Origin of the sequence: Sphingobacterium sp. UBA865 (genome assembly GCF_002295765.1) — a bacterium.
Taxonomy (GTDB): Bacteria; Bacteroidota; Bacteroidia; order Sphingobacteriales; family Sphingobacteriaceae; genus Sphingobacterium; species Sphingobacterium multivorum.
Window position 1 is genome coordinate 19,178 of the sequence record NZ_DBGB01000037.1, and the last position, 21,640, is coordinate 40,817.

At 39.8% G+C, this 21,640-nt stretch carries 21 protein-coding genes; 9 read left to right on the forward strand and 12 right to left on the reverse strand.

What is annotated here, in order from left to right; translation table 11 throughout:
* Positions 1-29: 29 nt before the first annotated feature.
* The gene (locus tag B2O97_RS20110) at positions 30-1,319 is read left to right on the forward strand and encodes a glycoside hydrolase family 71/99-like protein (protein ID WP_070568815.1); all 1,290 of its coding nucleotides are present in this window, start codon (positions 30-32) and stop codon (positions 1,317-1,319) included.
* A 342-nt stretch (positions 1,320-1,661) separates the two neighbouring features.
* Positions 1,662-2,234: a glutathione peroxidase gene (locus tag B2O97_RS20115; protein ID WP_115049519.1), complete on the forward strand. Its 573-nt coding sequence runs from the start codon at positions 1,662-1,664 to the stop codon at positions 2,232-2,234.
* 94 nt (positions 2,235-2,328) lie between these two features.
* Here B2O97_RS20115 and B2O97_RS20120 read toward each other — a convergent pair whose 3' ends face one another.
* A complete protein-coding gene (locus B2O97_RS20120; RefSeq protein ID WP_070568598.1) occupies positions 2,329-2,727 on the reverse strand; it encodes a DEAD/DEAH box helicase family protein in 399 nt (132 codons plus the stop codon).
* A 615-nt stretch (positions 2,728-3,342) separates the two neighbouring features.
* On the opposite strand from B2O97_RS20120, the gene B2O97_RS20125 reads away from it, so the two are divergent.
* Entirely contained in the window at positions 3,343-3,801 is a 459-nt protein-coding gene (locus B2O97_RS20125) for a hypothetical protein (protein WP_070568595.1), read from the forward strand.
* Between the two features lie 318 nt (positions 3,802-4,119).
* On the opposite strand, the gene B2O97_RS20130 is transcribed toward B2O97_RS20125, so the two are convergent.
* From B2O97_RS20130 to B2O97_RS20155, 6 genes are all read right to left on the reverse strand, one after another.
* Positions 4,120-4,422 carry a hypothetical protein gene (locus B2O97_RS20130; RefSeq protein WP_070568592.1) on the reverse strand — a complete coding sequence of 101 codons (303 nt, stop codon included), beginning with the start codon at positions 4,420-4,422 and terminating at the stop codon, positions 4,120-4,122.
* Between the two features lie 151 nt (positions 4,423-4,573).
* The gene (locus tag B2O97_RS20135) at positions 4,574-4,864 is read right to left on the reverse strand and encodes an STAS/SEC14 domain-containing protein (RefSeq protein WP_070568589.1); all 291 of its coding nucleotides are present in this window, start codon (positions 4,862-4,864) and stop codon (positions 4,574-4,576) included.
* Positions 4,865-5,036: 172 nt separating this feature from the next.
* A complete protein-coding gene (locus B2O97_RS20140; RefSeq protein WP_070568586.1) occupies positions 5,037-5,636 on the reverse strand; it encodes a DNA-3-methyladenine glycosylase in 600 nt (199 codons plus the stop codon).
* 225 nt (positions 5,637-5,861) lie between these two features.
* Positions 5,862-6,731 carry an alpha/beta fold hydrolase gene (locus tag B2O97_RS20145; RefSeq protein ID WP_070568807.1) on the reverse strand — a complete coding sequence of 290 codons (870 nt, stop codon included), beginning with the start codon at positions 6,729-6,731 and terminating at the stop codon, positions 5,862-5,864.
* A gap of 233 nt (positions 6,732-6,964) precedes the next feature.
* Entirely contained in the window at positions 6,965-7,561 is a 597-nt protein-coding gene (locus B2O97_RS20150) for a DUF4142 domain-containing protein (RefSeq protein WP_070568583.1), read from the reverse strand.
* A gap of 88 nt (positions 7,562-7,649) precedes the next feature.
* Positions 7,650-8,147 (reverse strand): DinB family protein, encoded by a 498-nt coding sequence (locus B2O97_RS20155; protein ID WP_070568579.1) that lies wholly within the window; start codon positions 8,145-8,147, stop codon positions 7,650-7,652.
* Between the two features lie 353 nt (positions 8,148-8,500).
* Here B2O97_RS20155 and B2O97_RS20160 point away from each other — a divergent pair, with 353 nt between their 5' ends.
* Positions 8,501-8,872, forward strand: a complete 372-nt coding sequence (locus B2O97_RS20160) for a hypothetical protein (RefSeq protein WP_070568576.1) — start codon at positions 8,501-8,503, stop codon at positions 8,870-8,872.
* A 114-nt stretch (positions 8,873-8,986) separates the two neighbouring features.
* The gene (locus B2O97_RS20165; protein ID WP_286768020.1) at positions 8,987-9,787 is read left to right on the forward strand and encodes an inorganic diphosphatase; all 801 of its coding nucleotides are present in this window, start codon (positions 8,987-8,989) and stop codon (positions 9,785-9,787) included.
* Between the two features lie 59 nt (positions 9,788-9,846).
* Here the strand turns inward: B2O97_RS20165 and B2O97_RS20170 are convergent, their stop codons facing one another.
* Complete coding sequence (locus tag B2O97_RS20170) at positions 9,847-11,709, reverse strand: PAS domain-containing sensor histidine kinase (protein WP_286768021.1); 1,863 nt, start codon at positions 11,707-11,709, stop codon at positions 9,847-9,849.
* 154 nt (positions 11,710-11,863) lie between these two features.
* On the opposite strand from B2O97_RS20170, the gene B2O97_RS20175 reads away from it, so the two are divergent.
* From B2O97_RS20175 to B2O97_RS20185, 3 genes are all read left to right on the forward strand, one after another.
* Positions 11,864-12,310, forward strand: coding sequence for a cation diffusion facilitator family transporter (locus B2O97_RS20175; RefSeq protein ID WP_286768022.1), 447 nt, complete (start codon positions 11,864-11,866; stop codon positions 12,308-12,310).
* Positions 12,258-12,743: a cation transporter gene (locus B2O97_RS20180; RefSeq protein WP_254667752.1), complete on the forward strand. Its 486-nt coding sequence runs from the start codon at positions 12,258-12,260 to the stop codon at positions 12,741-12,743. Before B2O97_RS20175 ends, B2O97_RS20180 begins: the two co-directional genes overlap by 53 nt.
* A 262-nt stretch (positions 12,744-13,005) precedes the next feature.
* On the forward strand, positions 13,006-13,944 hold the full coding sequence (locus B2O97_RS20185) for an SPFH domain-containing protein (protein ID WP_070568567.1): 939 nt from the start codon (positions 13,006-13,008) through the stop codon (positions 13,942-13,944).
* Between the two features lie 46 nt (positions 13,945-13,990).
* Here the strand turns inward: B2O97_RS20185 and B2O97_RS20190 are convergent, their stop codons facing one another.
* The 4 genes from B2O97_RS20190 to B2O97_RS20205 all read right to left on the reverse strand — a co-directional run bounded on the left by B2O97_RS20190 (position 13,991) and on the right by B2O97_RS20205 (position 20,817).
* Positions 13,991-15,586: a RagB/SusD family nutrient uptake outer membrane protein gene (locus B2O97_RS20190; RefSeq protein ID WP_286768023.1), complete on the reverse strand. Its 1,596-nt coding sequence runs from the start codon at positions 15,584-15,586 to the stop codon at positions 13,991-13,993.
* A gap of 10 nt (positions 15,587-15,596) precedes the next feature.
* Positions 15,597-18,806 (reverse strand): SusC/RagA family TonB-linked outer membrane protein, encoded by a 3,210-nt coding sequence (locus B2O97_RS20195; protein ID WP_115049525.1) that lies wholly within the window; start codon positions 18,804-18,806, stop codon positions 15,597-15,599.
* A gap of 230 nt (positions 18,807-19,036) precedes the next feature.
* Positions 19,037-20,218, reverse strand: a complete 1,182-nt coding sequence (locus tag B2O97_RS20200) for a FecR family protein (protein ID WP_070568559.1) — start codon at positions 20,216-20,218, stop codon at positions 19,037-19,039.
* Between the two features lie 86 nt (positions 20,219-20,304).
* Positions 20,305-20,817, reverse strand: coding sequence for a sigma-70 family RNA polymerase sigma factor (locus B2O97_RS20205; RefSeq protein ID WP_070568551.1), 513 nt, complete (start codon positions 20,815-20,817; stop codon positions 20,305-20,307).
* A gap of 476 nt (positions 20,818-21,293) precedes the next feature.
* Between B2O97_RS20205 and B2O97_RS20210 the strand changes: the two genes are divergently transcribed.
* Entirely contained in the window at positions 21,294-21,608 is a 315-nt protein-coding gene (locus B2O97_RS20210; protein WP_139145066.1) for a hypothetical protein, read from the forward strand.
* Positions 21,609-21,640 lie beyond the last annotated feature (32 nt).

A 21,640-nucleotide genomic window follows, 5' to 3' on the forward strand; every position in this document is an offset into this window, starting at 1 on the left:
CAACCATTTATAAAAAAAATCACTTGATTATGAGTATTAAAAAGCAAACAAAATTATGTGCGGTCTTCTTGTTGGCAACTTTGCTGGCGTCCTGTTCGAAGAGCGAAAAGATGATGGAGCAACCGCTCCCGAAAGAGGAGGCCAAAAAGGCAAATGGCAATAATGGAGTTTCCGCGACAGGCGATGTTGTTGGCCAGATTACTGTGGGATACCAGGGCTGGTTTTCCTGCGCTGGCGACAATTCTCCCATGGGAACACATTGGTGGCACTGGACCGAGGCCTGGCAACAGACGCCGTCCCAGGGTAATTTCCATATTCCTTCTTGGCCCGACAATAGTGAATACCAAAAAAAATACAACAGCAATTTACCGGCGTTGGGCAATGGTTCACCTGCGTCTTTGTTTTCTTCATTTGACGATCGGACAGTCAATGTCCAGGTTAAATGGATGAAGGATTATGGTATCCACACGGCGGCATTGCAGCGATTTAATCCCACAGGGATAGAAGGTCCCATTCGCAATGCCATTACCGCTAAAGTTAAAACTGCCGCCGAGCAACACGGTGTCAAATTTTATATCATGTATGATGTGTCGGCCTGGGTTAATATGCAGGCTGAGATAAAAAATGATTGGCTAAATCTAATGAAACAATATACTCAGTCTCCAGCCTATGCCAAACAGAATGGCAAGCCTGTGGTCGGTATTTGGGGATTTGGTTTTAATGACAACAACCATCCCTGGTCGGCGGCCGTCTGTCTGGATGTGATCCAGTGGTTTCGCGACCAAGGCTGTTATGTCGTGGGCGGCACGCCAACACATTGGAGGCTGGCACAAGCAGGGGGAGATTCGAGGCAGGGCTACATCGACGTTTACAAAGCATTTGATATGTTGTCGCCTTGGATGGTAGGACGTATCGGAACCATTGCAGACGTGGATCATTATGCACAGCATATCCAAAATGCTGATCTACAGTTTTGTAATTTAAATAACATAGACTATCAGCCCTGTGTATTGCCGGGCTCACTGCAGGAGGGGCAAAGAAAACATGGTGATTTTATGTGGCGACAATTCTATAATCTGACTTCGCTCGGTGTCAAGAGTATGTATGTGTCTATGTTTGATGAGTACAACGAATCCAATCAGATCGCGAAGACTGCTGCAACCCAACAGGATGTTCCGGTTGGGCTGGGGATTAAATCCATGGATGAAGATGGGACTGCTTGTTCTTCGGATTACTATCTCCGGATCACAATGGACGGTGGAAAGATGCTAAAGGGACAGATACCGCTGAACCCAAATAGACCAACCTCCCCACAATAAGTCAACTTTTAACGAACACAATTGGTTTATATAGTTTAATAGTGCGGCCGAATCTTCGTTATGAAGATTCGGTTTTTTATAGGGTTTTATTATCCGATCAGAAAAGCACTTTTCATTTTCAATTCAGACTTTCTTTAGTAACTTTAATCTATGATGAACGTTGCGCTTACCGTTTATAAAACTTCGCAGCATACGTTTTGTCTTGTACAGCGTTGGTCGGCAAGGTTGTCATGTACCATCCTTGGTCCTAGGTCCAAGGGTATTCATCGACCTAAATTCAGACGATGTTGGGGTGGTTTCGTGTAGCTATAGATTGTCATGTTTCAAAAAAAAATAAAAAAAATGCTCTTTATAATTTTATTCATCGTGGCGGTAATCGCAGCAGGTGTAGCCTATTATTTATTCACCAATGGTAATGTTAAAGTAGATATGGCCTTGAAGTCAGCTACGCTATATGATTTTAAAGTGAAGGGGTTGGATGGCTCGTCCATCGATTTTGCGCAGTTTAAAGGTAAAAAGATACTTGTTGTAAACACCGCTTCTAAATGTGGATTTACACCACAGTACGAGGGACTCGAACGCTTGTATAAAAGATTTAGTGATAAGTTGGTCATTGTAGGTTTTCCATCAAATGATTTTTTAGACCAAGAACCTGGTAAAGATGCCGAAATAGCTGCTTTTTGTCAACGGAATTACGGCGTAACTTTTCCGATGGCAGCAAAGATTGATGTTAAAGGAAAGCGGCAAGCGCCTATTTATCAGTGGTTAACAAATAGAAGCTTGAACGGCGTAGAAAGTTCTGCTGTCCTGTGGAATTTTCAGAAATATCTGATCGATGAAAACGGCAGGCTTATCAAGCATTTTCCTCCAAAAACAGATCCCGAAGATCCAGCAATTGTAGCGCTGATCGATTAGTTAGACAGCGTTCATTCAACTTTCTTTAAACAGTTGAAAGTCCGCGGTAGTGGCTGGCTGCAGAATGGGAGAAATTCTTTTTTAACTTATTTCTTCACCGCCACTTGCTTACCTGCAGTACTTTTTCATCCAGCTGCGCAGCCAATGATTTCACCCGCGCTTTTAAGATCAATTTTCTACCAGCAATTGTTTGGGTAAAAATTAATTCACAATTCCCTACATGTGCTTCCCACTGCACGGTATCCGATTGAAGAAAAAGTTCACAAAACCGTTGTATCCATTGGTTACGGATTGCACGTGTCGGTGCGAGAATTAGCGTTGGTTTATTGATGCGTATAGCAACTTCAAGCCCCAGGACCGTCTTACCTGAGCCGGGAGGTGCCACCACATGTAAATGACCATCTTTAAGATGCTCCTGTAATTCTTCAAGTACCCGTAATTGGTATTTACGCCATGGATATTTGAATTTAATTGCTTTAGGGTACTCAGTCAATAGATTCGGATAATTTAAAATTTACACCATATTGCAGCGCAATATACCAATTTAGTTGAAATTACGATTTGTTGGAGAGGCTTGTGAAATTACCTCTATTGACCTCGAATTTAGGCGACGATATGGAGACTATGTTTTCTTTAAGTTAAATATTGTATATGCTCGCCGAGGGAAAAAAACAACCATTTTATCCACGATAGAGATACTTTCATAGTGCGTTTAAAGCACTTTCAAGGCACTAACCCCTTGTACCCGAACAGTGGTATATCCGTGCTTTATCTGTGCTTAGCATGTGCTTCATCTGTGCTTGATCTGTATAGCCTCCAAAAATGGGCTCTTTTTAAGCCCTGAATTTCAGCAGGTGGTTAATTAAAAGTTGAAAATAAGCAGGGTGGATTTTGGCTCCGTTTTGTCTGCTGTTAGGCTTATTAGATGGCATAATAATTACTATTCGCCGAGATTGACTTTATATTCGTGTATCAGTGCCAGAAAATAATTTGATATCTTTGTAAGCGTACTTGAAGGAGTTGTCAATGCATAAACAAAACGTTATCTCGGTTATATTATTCATAAAACCAAGAAATCAGCAACAGCAATTGTAAAATACGAAGTAATATGGGAAAAATTATATTCAGATTTTGGTTGGTTAATGTATTGATAAGTGTCGCGCTATTTATACTGTACCGACTTGTTATCGCAGAGACGGATACGGCTGCTACGGGATTTCTCGAGACAATCATCGTTATTCTGGATATTATTGTCAATTTGGGTTTTTCAACAATTTATCTTTTCGCGGTGATTTTATGTTCCTTACTATTTTTTCTAAATCATATCGAAAAAATTCGCCGTAATAAAGGATTATCGTTTTTGACATTTTCGGGAATACCGGCTGTTTGCCTGATCTTACTGATCATTTATATTTTGGTTGGATTTTATAGATATCATATGGTTCTTGACCCGTTAAAAATGCTGCTTCTGTTCTCCGTTATTTATCTAGCCAGCACCATCTTAGAATTTATCCTGTTCCGGAAAATAATCGAAAAACAGCAGGCTGACCCGAAAGTTCAGCAATAAATCGCGTTGTTGTCGTTGGTCGCACTAGTTCTTTAATCAAAATTGGCTGAGTTCAGATAACCCGATGATCTGAATGTTTCTAAGATGTGATTTGCTTCAGCTTGATCCATATCATTCGCGAACTTTATTGTTTTAAAACCATATTCAAATCGAATAGTACCTCTATTTTTAAAACGGTGATAAATCATTCCTGCGGCTTAAAAAAATGAACTCAAGAGGTTCTTCCTCAACATGAAAATGCTTTACTTCGCGTAGATCAAATGCCTTGTCCCTGAAGAATATATCATTTTTTCTGGCAATACTGATCTGCTCACGGTCTTACAAGATGATTTCTTTGCCAATTAAATACCACAATAAGGTTTTAATAACAAATAAACCGACAATGGTCCAACCGGCTAACCAGACTATCGTAAATAGACGATCAAATCCCAATCCCTTAGTTCCGTTATTAAAAAAGTCATTTAGGTAGGCTGAACCAACAAACATGAATCCAACAGCCCAGGCGACCAGCCACAAACTCAGGAACATCATGACAGGCACATGTTTTTTTGCCGGAATGGTAATCTGATATCCGTTTGGCGTTTGCTCAATGATTGCTATACCATCATAAGGTCTTTCCATGGTAGTAAGTTTTTACTTGTTTAAAATGGGTTAATTTATTCAGCGCTAATATGCGAAAAATAGAAGAATAAAGAATCAACTTTTTATCATTAAATCGGAGTTGAATCAGGAGAATTCTACTACTAATCAAGTAGGCTTAACTAACATATCATCAGTTTGTTGTATGGTTATTTTCAATAAATGCTAATGCTTCTTCTAACTGATTTTCATCAAAATAACGCTCTTCTAAAGCCGAGTTAAATAGATGGAGTATCTTGTTTTCAATATGGATTATTGACTTCATGAAATCTGAATGAGATACAACGGCACAGCGGCCGATTTTTCCGAAATGTTTAATTCCCCATAATTCACCTTCAAAAAATGCTTTTAATTTCATGTCTTTAATCACAGCCATACCTGTAACTTTAATCAAGATGTTAACATGCACATAACCTTCATTCAATTTTTCTTTGAAAAGCTGCTATATCAACAGCGCATCAGGTTCTGTAAATGATCCGAGTATTTCCAAGGCAAGCGCATTTCCCTTTAATTTTTTTATTTGATTGATCATATTGGTTTTTTATTTTTATGTAACTATCGGTAGCGAAGTTAACAGATTATAGCATGCAACTGGGTTATCCCTTCCTGGCGTATCTACTGTCCTTTACAAAAAAACGCAGGGGTAGGACTGCGTGCTCCTGAGCATAAGCGATACCGATTCGTGCTGCTTTTCCGATTTGTGCTGAACTGTATTTTATTCCCTGATCTTCAATCCATATGCTATCACCGGTCAATAATGCGCTATTAAATGAGGCGTCAATTCCCAAAGCTTTAGCTGTAGATCCCGGTCCGTTGGAGAAGGAGGGTTTTTCGGGTCGCACAGGTCTCCGCAATGCCATTACGTCAATGCCAACCAACGGTTCAATCCCTCTAATTAGAACGCATTGGGGATCGTCTGCTCCAGAAGTCACAATATTCAACAGATGGTGAATACCATAACAGAGGTATACATAGGCGACGCCACCTTCCTTGTACATCGGCTCGGTTCTCGATGTTCTCTTTCCGTTAAATGCATGGGATGCTTTATCCATAATGCCAAAGTAAGCTTCGGTCTCGACAATTCTACCCGCTGTTACCAGGCCATCTTTTTGCGTATAGAGAACTTTTCCTAACAGATCTTCCGCCAGGAATATGGTATTTGTATTAGTGTAATAAGATTGAGGTAGTTTAACCATTTTTTATCCTTCTAACTGTCAACGATTATGTTCGTCGCATGACGGTGATTAAATATAGAGAAAATCATTTGATTCGCTATTCATTAGCCAATCAAATGATTTCAGGGCTTATATTCAGGAGCAGATGAAAAGCCTGTTTATCTTAATTTTCGTGTTTCCTTAGCAGATGTTATTGGTAAGACGGCACAGTTTGACAAACAATAAGTACAGTGTATGCTGTGTGGATTATTTTAAAAAGCTATTCAGATAACCTAAAATGCTACCAGTTTGGCCTATCAGGCTGACGTGGCTTTGTCCTGGGATAATAGCTAATTGGGATTTCGGCATTTGTCCAAAGTCACCAACTACTTCACCGCCCAATAATTGATATGTTTTTACCAGCTCGATCTTGTCTAGACCGTCGTTGTCTCCAGCAATCAAGAGTACAGGTGAAGATATTTTGGCAATATTTGCGTCTCCCAGATCATATGGTTGCTGTGCCAATGAGATCATCTGTTCCAAAAATTTTGTCCACTTTGTTTTGTCGGGAGCAACGGTTTCATAGGCTTGCTGCATCGGACTATTTTCAAATAATGCTGGTTTCATGTTCTGGAAGGCTTTGTTAATTTCCGGCATCCATCCCTTACTTTTATAGGTAGCAGAAATAATGACTAATTCATCTAAGCGCTTCGGATACTGAATGGCAAATTGGTAGGCTACTGCCCCTCCAAAGCTGTAGCCAAGCACTGCAGCATGTTCAATTTTCAGATAATCCATCACTTTGGCGACATCAGCTGCAAGTATGGCGTGGTCAAATTTTCTATCAGAATAGGGTGAATGGCCATGGCCCTGCAACTCAATGGCGATGACTTTCCTGTTTTTTGACAGTTCGGGTATGAGCTGACTCCAGTTTGTGCTGATGGTCATAAAAGCGCCGTGTAATAATACAATCGGTTTTCCAGTACCATAAATTTCATAATATACCTTGCTGTCCTTAAGGTGTACTAAACCTTGAGCCGAGGGTTTAATTTGGGCATAAGATTGCATAATAGTAATCATCATAATGATATAAAGTAATGATTTAAAAATAGTATTGGTTTTGATACGTGTGTTCATAACGAATTTATTTAAAATGTACATGACAAATATCATTACGATTTCCCAGGAAAATACTGTGGAAATACGACAAATATAGGGGCGATTGCGTCAGAAACGCAAGCAGACAGTTCGGTAAAAAAAGATCGGAGCGCGATAATACCCGAGGAGAGGATTTCGTATCGCTGGGGCAGTTGAGGTGTAATTAAAAAAGACAGGGACCAATATCCTATACCAGCCCCTGTGTTTTGCTATTATTTCAACTTATCTTTTACACTTTTAGCATGATCTAAGTGGTTTCTAAGTGTTGGTAGAGTCTTATCTACAAACGCTTTCAGCTCGGTATCTTTAAGATTTTTACTAGCGTCCTCAAACAGCTTGATATCCTTTTCATGGTCTTTAACCATATCTTCGATATACGATTTATCGAAGTCTCCGGGCGACTTTTTGGACAATTCATCCTTCAAATTTTGCTCATCTGTACCCAAGGTGGCTGGTAGCGTGATATTTTTTGCTTGTGCAAGCGTTGCAAGTTCATCATTTGCTTTGGAATGATCTCTAATCATCATTTCGCCGAAGGCTTTTACATCCAGATGCTGGCCTTTTTCCTTTGCCAGTTTTCCAAGTTCTACCTCAGCCATGCCACCGTTCGCTGCTTCAGTAACGAATTTTGCATCGTCTTCACTGACAGCAACAGGCGTCGTTGCCGTATTATTATCGTCTATGTTTTCTGGTGCTTTTGTTTCGTTGATACTGTCCGCTGTTTTTTTGCTGTCGTTATTTGCATTGCCGCAACTTTGGACAGCAACAATAGAAAATGCAATTGCTAGGGTCAAAAATATTCTTTTCATGATCTTATGAGTTTTGATTTCTAGATAAACAGTGGTCAAAACAGTATCGTTTCAAAAAAATGACCAACGCAACTATCTCATATTACATTCACGTGTTTTTTAGCTTCAAAAATTTAATAGTGATACCCAGCTGACCCAGGTGGTAAAAATCGTGATGGATAAGGCCTGTCAGGAGATATTTAAGGTTATGCGGGAAATCAGGATTCGCATGTTTATAGGGTTGTTCGAGGAAGGAATCGTCTTTGCGGTTGAGAAAGTGAATAACGTGTCGCTGACTATCCCAGAAATCTTCCAACAGCTTTTTCCAGCCTGTTGTCTTCAGTTCGTCATTCGTTCGCCAATTCCTAGCTTCGTTCATTTCGAGTCCCCGTGGATTTCCCTTCAATCGGCTTAGAACCTCCTTACGCCATTCAATGAGATGCGACATCAGTTCCGCTACACTGTGCATTTCTGGGATAGGACGCTCATAAACAGATGATTCGGTCACCGTAGCTAATTTTTTTTCAAAATTTTCATCGATCCATAGATCGGCGTGCTCCACATCCTTTAATTGCTGAATGATATCTTTTATCAGAATAGTGCTCATAATGACTTAGTTTTAAAATGATTAAGTTTGAGATTTTAGAAAGTAAACCGAACTATACAGGAATTAGTTTTAACCAATTGTGTATTCGTTTAAAATGCTAACATCGTACTGAAGAATTCCAGCTAGCAACGCTGGAATAGTTGCGGAGTGAAAAGGTTCTATGGAGGATGTAATCAGTAGACAAACTATTATTTGCTGAATCTTGTCCTTCTATCGAGATTCCCTAGGAAAGGCAATCGCTTTATGATCCGGGCTCATACCCGCGTTTTATGGTCTCGAACAATCGTATTGAAATGGCTGATCAAAGATCCACAGCACGTCTGTCTATCAACGAATTAATGAAATAGGCTAAATTGTTAGAATCCGAAGGCAAATTGGAGGATGCTGTCAAAAACTATCATACAGTTATCGCAAAGGATAAGCTGTATACCGCTGCATATAATCGGCTCATGATTGTATATCATAGGCAGAAAATGTACAAGAAAGAGCTAAGTACCATAAAGAAGGCGCTCGCTGCCTATGAAAATGATCTGTTGAAAGATCAGCGCAAATGGAAGAAGCTGAACGGTGGGTCAGCGGACTTAAGTCAGCGTTTGGCCAAAGTACTGGGATTAATGCAGGAGGATGGCCTTCCAAGATATGAAGAACCGCAAGTCATGGCCTGGAGAAAGCGTTTGGGAAGGATAGAGCAATCTATCAAAAAGGCAAAAGGTGTAAAGACCTAGACGCTTTAAATTTGTTATAAAATCGTAAACGAAATTGTAGATGCTACTGTTCACTATAAAACTCATTAGTTTTAATAAGTCGATATTGAGCCGAAAACCATTTTAGAAATGACGATGAAATACATATTCTGCACGGTTGAAACACCCAAAAATTCAAATGCTAAATACAACTATGAGCCAAAATGTGGCGGATTTGTTCTAGCAAAATACCTTCCTTTGGGCTCAGTTTTCCCCTATGATTTCGGTTTTATCCCGGGCACGGTAGGAGAGGATGGTGACCCTTTGGATATTATCGTTATTTCGGAACAAGGGACGTTTCCTGGCTGTATATTGAAATGCAGAATAATTGGTGCAATAAGGGCGATACAGCAAAATAAAGATGGCGACACTGTAGAAAATGACCGGTTTTTGGTTGTGCCAGAGGCTTCAGCCGTCTTTGGTCACATTCATCGTGTCGCCCAATTGCCTGAAACCGTGCTCGATGAACTGCAACAGTTCTTCATAAATTATAATAAACAGGAAGGCAAAAATTTCCAGCCTTTGAAAATTCTAAGTGCTAAAGATGCATGTAAGGCAATAGAAAAAGCAAAAAGTAACAGTCAGCCCATCAAAAAAATTGAACTTTTTCTTCCACTCTACGATGCGTCGGGAACACCCTTCTCCGCTCAACTATTTCAGGATATTGGTAAGCAGCTCATTAAAGACTTTGGCGGGATAACAGCTTATACGCGTGCCCCTGCCATTGGTATATGGATCGATCCTAAAAAACAGCCAATTAAAGACGAGAATGTGGTTTATGAAATCATGGTTGCTGAAATCGACCATGCCTACTGGAAACAATTCAAGAAAAAACTTGAAATACAATTTGCCCAGAAAGAGTTAGTTATTAGACAAAGTGAGGTCGGGCTGCTCTAGTCGGTATATTAATACTGTAGATCTGCTGGAATGTAGATCTAGTAGGCTTATAGATTTATTTAGTTTGAAGCGTAGGTGAACGGAAAATCAAAATAGAAAATAGATCCCTTATCCTTGGCGCTTTGAACGTGTATCTGTGAACCATGTTTTCGCAGGATTTCTGCGACCAAATATAGGCCGATGCCAAATCCAGATATGTTAGAAGTATTTAGGTTATCCACCCGATAGAATGATTTAAAAATATTTTTTTGATGTTTGGGCTCGATTCCAATCCCTTCATCCTGAACATATATACGTACTTTTTCGCCTATTATCTGCGTGCCAATAATAATCGTTCCGCCGTGGGGAGAGTATTTTATGGCATTGTTAAGTAAGTTGGCAAAAACCTGATCCATTTTGGGCCAGTCAGCTAAAATATGAACGGTAGGATCGCAACGCAGTTCAATGCTGTGCCGATTCGTTTCCAAATCATTAATACAGTCTCGCATTAATTTGTCAAGCTGAAAAATGGTTTGGTGAAGTTGCAATTTTCCTTCGTCTACCTCCGTTATACTTAGAAAATCCGCAATCATGAGCATCATTTTTCTTACTTGGGATTCGATCTTAGTTCCTATCTGGGCACTTTTTTCACCAAATATAGTTGCATGCTGTTGCATCATCTGCGCACTCATCAAGACTGTGGTGAGCGGTGTTTTGAGTTCGTGGCTTGCTACGGATATAAACGTATTTTTTCGCTTCTCTTCCTGCTTTTTTTCGCTGATATCCCTTGCAATTTTTGATACACCAATGATCTCGCCGAGATCGTTTTTTATGGGGGATATCGTCAGCGACAAATCGACCAATTTGCCTGATTTTGTCTGCCGAACAGTTTCAAAATGCTTGATGGAATGTCCCATGCGCATTCGCCCCAGGATATAATCTTCTTCAGAATGCCTATCTCGTGGAATTAATTTTAGGATGGACTGACCGATCGTTTCCGCATTTGAATAGCCAAAAAGATTCGTCGCAGCGTCGTTCCAGCTGGTTATAATACCGTCTAGTGTCTTTCCGATAATCGCATCGTAGGATGAGTTAACAATGGCTGCGAGTTCGGCACTTTTTTCTGTCGCTTTTTTCTGATCTGTCACATCCATAAGCGCTCCGATAATCCTGCGCGATTCTTTGCTGCCGCTAAAGAAAGCCGATCCCGTGATTTTTACAAAGGCAATCCCATGTGTGATAGGTCTTATAATGCGGCAGGTAAACTCAAAATGGCCGTCCATTTTATTTTCGCTCAGCCCTTTCATTTGCTGGAAAATAGCGGGTTGATCTTCCGGATGGATGAGCGTTATCATCGCTTCTTTCTTTTGGATTGGGGCAGAAAGTTCCAAAATTTCTTGAGCCTGTGGGGAAAGTTGAACTATTCCTTTCGCAGCGTCCCAATCCCAGGTCCCTAGTCCGGTAGAGGCGATGGCAAGGCGAAGTCGCTCTTCCTTCTCCTGTAGGATTGCTGTGAGTTTATCTCTTCTTTTTTCTGCAAGTACGGCTTCCGTAACATCTTTGGTAAAACACATCGAATGGACAAATTCGTCATCCTTCATCAAAGCACTGGAATTTATAACAACATGCTTTATATCTCCATTTTTGCACCTCAGACTTGCTGGATAATCCTCCACACGTTGATTATTTAAAAGCATGTGTAGGATTTTCGAAATGGTATCCTGATCTGTGTGAAAGTCTGCAATGGGGAAACCAATATATTCTTCCTTACGATAACCAAGAAGGTCAAGTTCAGCTTGATTGGCCCAAATAATAACCCCTTCCCGGTTAACCCAATGTAGTGCTAGAGATGCACTGTCGATAAAGTCAGTTAGTTCAGTAATCCGGTTGTTGAGCTCGAGATTTTCAATTCGTAATTGTTCTCTTTGTTCGGAGCTGTTCATAAAGATGTCGTATGGTGTTATAAAGACAATTATATGGATATAAAACTACTTTAAAAAAGGTAAAAGTACGGGTCATCTTAATGATAAATAACAAAAATCGCACTGAACTATGTTTGAAGGTATTTAAAGTAAACAAAAATTGGGTGACGGCAGTTTGAAAGTAATAATATCGAATAATTTTAAGTATAATATTTCATGGCGGACAGCAAAAAATAGAGGCTATTATATCATGGACAATAATAAAACATCAATTTACAGTGCCCTTGCTGCCAATCTTCTGATAGCGCTGACCAAATTTATCGCCGGATCTTTTACCAACAGTTCTTCTATGATTTCTGAAGGAATTCATTCCACAGTTGATACGGCTAATCAGCTGTTGATATTATATGGATTGAAACGTAGTAAAAAGGCGCCCGACCAGTCTCATCCCTTTGGTTATGGAAAAGAGCTTTATTTTTGGTCCTTTGTCGTTTCTATTCTCATATTCGGTTTGGGGGGGAGCGCTGTCCATCTATCAGGGATTGATGCATATACTGGAGCCCGAATTGATGAAAGATCCTTTCTGGAATTATATCGTCTTGATTCTCTCGCTTATTTTTGAGGGTACTTCTTTTATTATTGCTGTAAAAGCATTCAACAAAACCCGAAAGGGGGTTGGCTGGTGGGATGCGATCATTAAAAGCAAAGACCCCTCCAGTTTTCTTGTTGTTTTTGAGGATGGAGCAGCAGTGGCGGGACTATTGATTGTCATGATCCTCATGTCGCTAAGCCATTCCCTGCAGATTCCCGAATTGGATGGATTAGCTTCTGTAATTGTTGGGGTGCTGTTGGTTTTTGTTTCGTTTATTCTCGCCAGGGAAAGTCGGAGCTTGCTGTCTACCTATCAGCCTCCTGAAGACGTTATATTGATGCTTATCATTGATTTTAAGGATGATCTTGATACAGAAGATATTACCGAAGCAATTGCCCGCATCCGTACACGCATTAAAACCGAATTTCAATTTATCCATTATGTCATTATCCAACCAGAATAAATATTAACCGCCAATTAACCTTGATAGCTATTTTAATAGCAGCTGCTTCGTTTTGAAAGTGAGCTTTTGCAAGGACATCGCGGGGGACTTATGCCAAGATTGCAAAGAACACAGCGTTGGCTAGCACAGTAAAATGTAGCGTTGGCCTATCTTTAGGATGGATAACCGAGTTTCGGAACTTTATCGAAAAATTATGTAAGAAGTAGAAGAATGAGAATGTAAACGTGTAAGTTTGTAGATCACCAATATTAAATTTAAGGTTATGCTATATTTAGGAATTTTGGTCTTTTTTGGACTTATTACATTATTTGCTTCATTTTATACGGTAAAGCAAGAGTCTGCAGCCGTGATAGAAAGGCTGGGTAAATTTTTAAAAGTAAGTCATGCAGGTTTGCATTTAAAAATTCCATTTTTGGATCAGATCGCTAAGCGGCTGAATCTTAGGATAAAGCAATTGGATGTCATAATTGATACCAAAACATTGGATAATGTTTTCATTAAGATGAAAGTTTCTGTTCAGTATCAGGTAATCAGAGATAATGTAAAAGACGCGTATTATCGTCTGGAGAATCCCGAAAATCAGATTACATCGTATGTTTTTGATGTTGTGCGTGCTGAAGTTCCAAAAACAAAATTAGATGATGTTTTTGTAAGAAAAGACGATATAGCCATTGCTGTAAAAAGTGAATTGCAGGATGCGATGCAAAGCTACGGTTACGATATTATCAAAGCATTGGTGACAGATATTGATCCTGATGAACAGGTGAAACATGCTATGAACAGGATCAACGCTGCTGAACGCGAAAAAACTGCCGCAGAATATGAGTCTGAGGCGCAAAGAATACGAATTGTTGCCGTTGCAAAAGCTGAAGCAGAATCTAAAAAATTACAGGGGCAGGGGATTGCAGACCAGCGAAGAGAGATTGCGAAGGGATTGGAAGAATCGGTAAAAATGCTGAATGCGGCCAATATCAATGCACAGGAAGCTTCTGCCTTAATTGTAGTGACGCAACATTATGATACGCTGAATGCCATTGGAGCCAATAGCAGAAGCAATTTGGTCTTGCTTCCAAATTCGCCAACAGCAGCAAGCACTATGCTGAATGATTTGGTAGTTTCAATGGCTGCAGCACAAAAAATTGATGGGCATACTAGTGCGCAATTGCCTGAAATTCCTAAAGATAGCAGTCGGCAGGAATAAAACAAAGGTAGCGTGGTATAAGCGCTACCCTTGTTTTATTGTTTCATTAGTATCCCGGGTTTTGGATCAGATTGGGTTCGACTTGAAAGCTACTTTCGTGGAAAGGCCAGAGGTATTGATGTTTCAAAAATTTTCTATCTTCAATTTTAAGCACCTCAGATTTCCCGTCCGCACTTTGTCGCATATGACCCAATGCAGGTTGATTAAGAACTACTTCTGCTGTTTTCCATCGAAGAATATCACTATAGCGCAGCCCCTCACCGGCAAATTCGACTCTTCGTTCATTGCGAATTAAGTCAATCCATTCTTGTTGAGATCTCACCGTAAGATTGACATCTGCTACATTCATATCGAGTCCTGCACGTTGTCGAATCTGATTGATACAGCTTTTCGCTAATTCATCTACGTTATTCAACATAATTTTGGCTTCGGCATAGGTCAATAACACTTCTGCGTAGCGTGCCAAAGCAAAGTACATATTACCTCCCGTCCGAAATGCATCAGCTTCATCGACAAATTTCTTAAACCAATAGCCCGATCGGCTGCTTCGTAAGTTTTGATAATAGAATAGACTCTTTGAATCATAAATATCTATTTTTTCTTTGTTGAATAGGTCGCCCTGCCCAAAAATACTTGCTGTGTAACGTGGATCGCGATTTAATTTGGGGTTGAGCTCATATTCCTGCTTGCTGTGTAAGGGGCATTTGTCAATCGAACGTCCTTGTAGTGTCCAATAACTATCAACCAAAGACTTCAAAGGAACGACATAAGATTGCCCATTTCCGGTCTTATATTGTGGGGCAAGATGCTGAAAGGAATTTGTAGCAGAATTATTGTGGCTTTCCATGTCAAATTTGATGATAAACTCCTTATTGGTCTTGTCAGCTTGATAATTGAATAGGCTAGCATATTGGGGGTGAAGTTGATATTTGCCACTGTCCATTATTTCCTTCGCAAGGGTTGCGGCAAGCTCATAGCGTCCATTGTAAAGAGCATATCGCATGACCAACGTTTTGAAGGAGTATTTGTTGAACATATAGGCGTTTGTGGTACCTTCATTTTCAGGGAGCCTGTTTGCCACATCTTGGCTCATTTCAAATAGTTTGTTCAGTATTTCAGCTTTCGGCGTTACTGGAGGTATTGCTTCTTCAAGTGTAACCGGGACTAGGACAAAAGGTACGTCACCCCAAACTTCAGTGATCCTGAAATAATGCCAGATACGTAGTGCTTCTAAGATTGCTTTATATTTTTGTCTTATCGACTCATTTTCCACATAGGGAATGTCAATATTCGCGAGGTAAGTATTGATCCGCCCCACGTGTTTATTATATAATGTCCAATAGTACTCAGCCAAACGTGCGTTGCTTGTCATATTGCCATTGGCAATGATCATATGGTGGTCTGTCTCTATTCTAGCATAGGCGTTATCGCTACGACCATCTAACATATAGAAGAGCAGGCGACGTTCTCCTGGTCCCATAAAAACATCCAAATAACTACTGTAGACTACCCGACGTAAATCTTCTTCGGTATTGAAGAACTCGTCGAAGGATGTTGCGGTAGGATCTCGTTTATCAAGAAATTTTTCGCAGCTACTTAACGTTGCTAGCGCAATTATCAAGGTTAAAATTTTCTTTTTCATTAGCATAGTTTTAAAAAATACTCGCACTCAGTCCAACACTGTAGGTTGCCATACGTGGATAATTTCCGTTCCCATCATTTGTTCCAGGACTATCGACATCAATACGTTCGGGGTCAAGACCTTCCCATTTCGTGAACGTGAATACATCCTGCGCATTAACATATATTCTAAAATTTTTGATGCTTTTGCCGATTTTAGGAAATGTATAACCAAGCTGAAGAGACTTGATACGGAAAAAGGCAGCATTGCTAAGCCAAACATCACTAAGTAGGGTATTGGGGCTTGGCCCCGTCCAAAGACGTGGAAAACGGCTATTCGGATTGTCGGGGCTCCAATGGTTTGCTACATATTCGACACGCGGTGCGCCGAGATCGTTACTGTTTCCATCAACATACACCGGATAGGCCTCTTGTCCGATCAAGCGGCCCGTGCGCTTTCCGATCCCCTGACCCAATGCTGAGAAATCCCAGCCTTTATAGCGAAAGTCCAGATTTATAGCATAGTTATAATGGGGAAGAGGGTCTGCCAGATAGCTGCGGTCCTCATCGTTGATTATACCATCCTGATTTTTATCCACGTAGCGGATGTCGCCAGGTTTTGAATTTGGCATTTTAGCGGGCGTTGCGTCAACTTCCGCCTGCGTTTGGAAATAGCCATCAGACTGGAAGCCATAATAATTGTTGATTGGGACACCTTTGTACCAGATTCGGTTATTATCGCCTTTAAAGATCAATCTATCGTTTTCATTGTAGCCCGCTTTGAGCATTCGGTTGCGGTTATCAAAAATCATTCCACCAATCGTATACGAAAAATCGTCCTTTTTGTCGGACCAGCTTGCTGACAGCTCCCAACCGTTATTTTCCACGGCACCGATGTTGACCGCAGATTCCAGACTATTTGATCCCGTGAGCGGAGGGACGGCAAATTGGTCATAAATAAGATCGTATGAATTTTTATGATAAAGCTCTGCCGTAAAGGATAGTCTATTTTTAAATGCATTGACGTCTAGGCCCAGATTCCATTGCTTCTGTTTCTCCCAGGAGAAATTTGGATTGGGAACACGTATTGTCCAGCCCCAGGTATTAACAGATTCCTGCCAGAGGTATGGCGCTACATTTTCGTTTCCGATAAGTCCATAGGAAGCTCGTATCTTAATGTTATTAACTGTTCCCGATTCGAGAATAGGTTTAAAAAAATGTTCGTTATGTAAGTTCCAGGCGAAAGCTCCCGAGGGAAAAAATCCCCAGCGATGACCGGGGGCAAACTTGCTACTCCCGTCTGAACGTCCAGTCAACTCTAAAATATAGCGGTTGTTAAAGGAATAATTTAATTTACCGAAAAAAGAAGCTTTGCTGATTTCTCTAAAATCGGTGAAGGTGTAATTCATGACTTCTGAACCTGCGGTTAGATAGATCTTGTCTTTGTGCTGGCGGAGCTCTTTGTTAAAGTTAATCAGCATCCGAGCGGTGAGCTGGCTTTCACTAACACCTTGCGAGGCATTGACATCATTTCCCCAAATTGCTGCCGGAGCACCATTTTCATCAAAGAACTTATAGGTCAACCTTTTTTGTTTATTGGCCGATTTGTTAATCATGTAGGAGACATTTCCCTCAATATTGAAATTGCTGTTGATGTTATATTTGGGACGTAAGTTGATGGTACTACGATCGTACATATTGTTTTTTGTGCCACCGTGTTTTATTGAAGCAATTGGGTTGATGTTATTATGCAGGATATAGTGTTCGGGGAGGTCAGAATCATAAAAAATTTGTTGCGTTGGGTTCAGGCGCCAGGCCTGTTTATAAAGGCCGTGCCCATCATCGTTTGCCAAAAGACGATCTACCTGTAGACGGTGCGCATAGAAATCGGCCATTAATACAAATTTATCGGCAATGTTGATATTTGTATTGAAACGTGCCGAAAACTTTTGAGTACCTTCAATCTTATTGAGGCCATTTTCTTTTATATGGCCAAGCATTAAATTAAAAGTACCAACCCCACCACCGCCAGATATACTTGCGTTATTATTCATTGCTGTCGACGTTCGTTCCATGACTTGATCGAGCCAATTGACTTCTTTTAATTCTCCGGAAGCATATTTGTTGATTGTTTCTTCGGGGTAGATCGCAGATTGTCCCTGTTGGATTAAGGTTTCGTTCCGCAATTTCATAAAATCAACGGCTCCGACAAATTTTGGAAGATCAATGGGTTTATTGACTGCAAACCAGTTGTTGGTAACGACTTTAAACTGTCCTGTCTGTCCGCGTTCTGTTTCGATGATGATAACGCCATTTGCGCCACGGGAACCATACATAGAAGCGGAGGCGGCATCTTTTAAGACGGTAATGCTTTTAACCTGATTCGGGTCAATATCATGTATGCTCTGTTCCATACCGTCTACGATGACCAAAGGATCTGCATTTTGTAAGGTACTGATTCCGCGAATAGAGATGGTGCCCGGAACACTTCCTGGCATACTGTTTCCGCGCATCATTGTGACTCCTGGAATCGTTCCTGAAAAAGCATCCTGCATTTTAAAAATTGGACGATTTTTTATTTTCTCCATATCCATTTGTGATACGGAAGATGCAACGTGCTTTTTGTCTACTTCGGAGAAGCCGACGACCACCACTTCATCAAGCCCCACTTCATCTGCATCCATAATAACATTTAGCTCCGATTTATTGTTAATCGGGATTTCAAGCTGTTTGAATCCGACTGCACTAAAAATCAGGGTTCCTTTTTTGCCATCGGGCAGTGTCAGTTGGAACTCTCCTTTCGTATTTGACGAAGTTCCTGTATTGGAACCTTTTAGCAGGATGCTGACAGCAGACAATAGATTTCCCTTGGTATCATGTACTTTTCCTTTTATGACTTGTTGCTGCAGATTGGATATGCCGGAGGTACTTTGTTCTGGCAAAGAAATATCTTCATTTTTACGCTTGATAACAACAGTACCACGATGTAACATGTAATAGAAAGCGCTGCTTTTGAAAATTTTATCTAAAGCCTTATCGAGTGATACATCTGTGATTTCAACCGTTGCTTTTTCGTTTTTTAGTAATCCTTCTTTAAAGATAAAATGTATACCAGTCTGTTTGGTAATGCTTTCCAGGACAGTCTCAATCTTGGTATTTTGGGCATGTAAAGTTATCTGAGCGGAGCTTGAAGCGTAGGCGCCCATCATGGATGTCGCTAATAAGATTCCTGTCAGTTTCATTTTTAATAAATGGTTCAGAGTTTTCCCTTTGTCAACGGGACATAAGGTCCCTTTTGAATAAAATAAATTATTCATAAATTGGTATAGAATTAATGGTTTATGATCAGTGTTAATTCAATTTTGATGCAGGAGTATTTGCCGTACTTCTGCATTTTTATCATCTTAATTTAGGTTTTTAGCTTTTTTACATACAAAGTCCTCCTCAATAAGTTTATCTGTTTATAATTAGTTTATCTGTTTACAATTAGTTTATCATTGTCAATGGTCAATTTATAACCTGTCAAATCTTTTAGTACATTACAAAGTTCCGCCAGCGTTACATCTCTTTTCATGCTACCTTCATACCGTTCATTATTTAATGGGATCTTACAATCGACCTGAATTCCGTACCAACGGCTTAATTCATCAAGTATCTGTTGCATATCTTTATTTTTAAAATAGAAATATCCGTCTTTGAAGGCTGTGGCTTCAGCCTTACTGGCTAATGGAAAAGTCTTTAGCTTTTTATCGACAATCTCCGTTTCGCTGCCAGCATTCATATAGATTTCGTTTTCATAGTTGCTAACTTTAAGTTTTCCTTCTGTCAATGATACTCTCGTATTTGCATGATAGGAATTTACATTGAAAGCTGTTCCGATCGCCTGTATATTGATATGATTTGTTTCAACAATAAAGGGCCTATGTGCATCTTTTGCAACTTCAAAATAGGCTTCACCTTTTAGTGTCACTCTTCGCTCTTTTTTATCAAAATTTGCTTTATAGCTGAGCTCAGAGGCAGCATTTACCCACACTTTAGTCCCATCGCTAAGGGTTAATACCATGGTAGATCGTTTAGGAACTATTAAAGTATTTTTTAGGTTTTCTGCTAAGCTAGCGGGGTATATAAGCCGTCCTTCTTTTAATTCGATACCTTGCGCAAAATATTGGATTGCCTTTTTTTCGGTTAATCGTATTTCTTCTTTGCCCTCAATTTTTAAAACGGCACCTGCTCCTCCTGGAAGAACATCATTTTTATGTCCGTATATCTTGTCCGGAATTAAATAGTTTATAGGGTTTTCTGGCTGTTGTCTTTGCCATAACAGCGTTAGGACAAGTAATAGGGCGGCAGCAATCCCAATAGCCTTGTACCATGGTTTATTTAAGAAGAGATACTTCTTTCTTGATTGTAAAATCGTTTCCTTCGCCGTAAATTTACGTTGTGTGATGAGCCATTCTTGTTTTACATCAGTACTGCGAAGATCAAAAGGAACATATATGTCGGTCTGTGATAACCGACGAGATAAGCTATCCCTTGCGCTTGGATATTTTTGTAAGAGATTTTTTAATTGGTTTTCTTTGTCGGATGGTAACTCACCATCCTTCAAAAGAAGAGCAATCAGTTCTGCTAATAGTATTTTGTCGGTTTCTATCATAATTCAGAAGCTAAATAACTTGAACGGTTGAAATGGGTGATCCGTTTATGGAAATAAGTGGAGGTTTAGTTATAAGGTGCTGATTGTTAGAGTGTAAAAAATGTAAGAAGTAGGCTTAGAAATTTTCTTTTAAGCAGGTTTATCGCACGCATCCGTTGTGTTTTAACCGTGTTTACTGAAACATTGAGTTCCTGTGCGACCTCGTCATACTTCATTCCGTCCAGATAGATTAAACGGCAGATTCGTTGACAACCTTCGGGCAATTCATTGAGTTCCCGATGTAGAGCTCCAATCAGTTCGGCGTTTATTAAATTATCCAGGATATCATTGTCATCCGGTTGGTCAGGGTTAAATTGGCTCCGTACACGATCAAATACCACATTTCTCCGTTTGATATTCATCGCTATATTTTTTACAGCGCTATAAAGGAAGCTCTTAATGACGGGCTCTCCCTTTTGCAGTAAGTCCTGTCTACCCATTAGAACGATAAATGCGTCCTGCACGATGTCTTTTGCAATTTCTTCGGAACCAACCCATGGAAATGCAAATACACTGAGTTGCAGAAAATATTTGTTAAAATAATATTCTGTGGATAACATTTCGTTTGCTTTTTTTTAAAATATAAATTTCAAAAGTGAAATAAAGAAAAATATTAGAGATTTTATGTAGGTAAAACGTCTTAAAATTTTGAAGCTTTATAAAGCTACTATTAAATGCTGTTTTTAGTGATAGTTTACTGTAATTTAATATAAATATGATATAACAGAAGGTTTTCTGTGTGAACATCTTGGTTTTTCGGAATCTTTCATATGTTGTTTCTATCGATTTTTTTTCAGATAGGCTACTTTACAGTAAGGCTTTGTACGTTTTTATCTCATAGCGATTTTCCCCATAATTTTAGTTATTCAGTGAACAAGCCCATTGCGAATAGTAACGGATCAGCTACGTATTCTAAGTGACCATTTACAAATATTTAATCATCATTTAAATAATTAAATGTGTCTTTATTTTTACCGTCATATACAAGGGTATGCCATCAAATCATACCATGGTTTAACAAGTAAATTTAAAAACAATGAAAAGATTAATGATGAGTTTGGTAGCAGTGGTTATGCTATCATCTGTTGCTTCGGCTAAGACAGCGACAACACCGGTCAACGGAAATGCATCTATGAAAACAACTTCCCAGCGCCTGGCCAACAATACGCTCCGGGTAACCGAGGAAACCACGGAAACGAATGCAGCCTTTGTACGCTGTAATTTTAAGGTAAGCATATATAGCAGCGACGGCGTTTTGCTAGGCAGCGCAGTCTATACAGATTATGCTTCTTCAGCTGGCGGTTGTGCGGGTTTCTTTGCTGCAATGCATGACTGGGTTGCAAACAACTAACTTTTTATTCATTATCACAAAAAACAAAAGCG

Excerpts from the sequence above, each read along its gene's own strand:
- B2O97_RS20110 (WP_070568815.1), top strand. The coding sequence starts at position 30 with ATGAGTATTAAAAAGCAAACAAAATTATGTGCGGTCTTCTTGTTGGCA.
- B2O97_RS20115 (WP_115049519.1), top strand. The coding sequence starts at position 1,662 with ATGCTCTTTATAATTTTATTCATCGTGGCGGTAATCGCAGCAGGTGTA.
- B2O97_RS20125 (WP_070568595.1), top strand. The coding sequence starts at position 3,343 with ATGGGAAAAATTATATTCAGATTTTGGTTGGTTAATGTATTGATAAGT.
- B2O97_RS20130 (WP_070568592.1), bottom strand. The coding sequence starts at position 4,422 with ATGGAAAGACCTTATGATGGTATAGCAATCATTGAGCAAACGCCAAAC.
- B2O97_RS20140 (WP_070568586.1), bottom strand. The coding sequence starts at position 5,636 with ATGGTTAAACTACCTCAATCTTATTACACTAATACAAATACCATATTC.
- B2O97_RS20145 (WP_070568807.1), bottom strand. The coding sequence starts at position 6,731 with ATGAACACACGTATCAAAACCAATACTATTTTTAAATCATTACTTTAT.
- B2O97_RS20150 (WP_070568583.1), bottom strand. The coding sequence starts at position 7,561 with ATGAAAAGAATATTTTTGACCCTAGCAATTGCATTTTCTATTGTTGCT.
- B2O97_RS20155 (WP_070568579.1), bottom strand. The coding sequence starts at position 8,147 with ATGAGCACTATTCTGATAAAAGATATCATTCAGCAATTAAAGGATGTG.
- B2O97_RS20165 (WP_286768020.1), top strand. The coding sequence starts at position 8,987 with ATGAAATACATATTCTGCACGGTTGAAACACCCAAAAATTCAAATGCT.
- B2O97_RS20170 (WP_286768021.1), bottom strand. The coding sequence starts at position 11,709 with ATGAACAGCTCCGAACAAAGAGAACAATTACGAATTGAAAATCTCGAG.
- B2O97_RS20180 (WP_254667752.1), top strand. The coding sequence starts at position 12,258 with ATGAAAGATCCTTTCTGGAATTATATCGTCTTGATTCTCTCGCTTATT.
- B2O97_RS20185 (WP_070568567.1), top strand. The coding sequence starts at position 13,006 with ATGCTATATTTAGGAATTTTGGTCTTTTTTGGACTTATTACATTATTT.
- B2O97_RS20190 (WP_286768023.1), bottom strand. The coding sequence starts at position 15,586 with ATGAAAAAGAAAATTTTAACCTTGATAATTGCGCTAGCAACGTTAAGT.
- B2O97_RS20195 (WP_115049525.1), bottom strand. The coding sequence starts at position 18,806 with ATGAAACTGACAGGAATCTTATTAGCGACATCCATGATGGGCGCCTAC.
- B2O97_RS20200 (WP_070568559.1), bottom strand. The coding sequence starts at position 20,218 with ATGATAGAAACCGACAAAATACTATTAGCAGAACTGATTGCTCTTCTT.
- B2O97_RS20205 (WP_070568551.1), bottom strand. The coding sequence starts at position 20,817 with ATGTTATCCACAGAATATTATTTTAACAAATATTTTCTGCAACTCAGT.
- B2O97_RS20210 (WP_139145066.1), top strand. The coding sequence starts at position 21,294 with ATGAAAAGATTAATGATGAGTTTGGTAGCAGTGGTTATGCTATCATCT.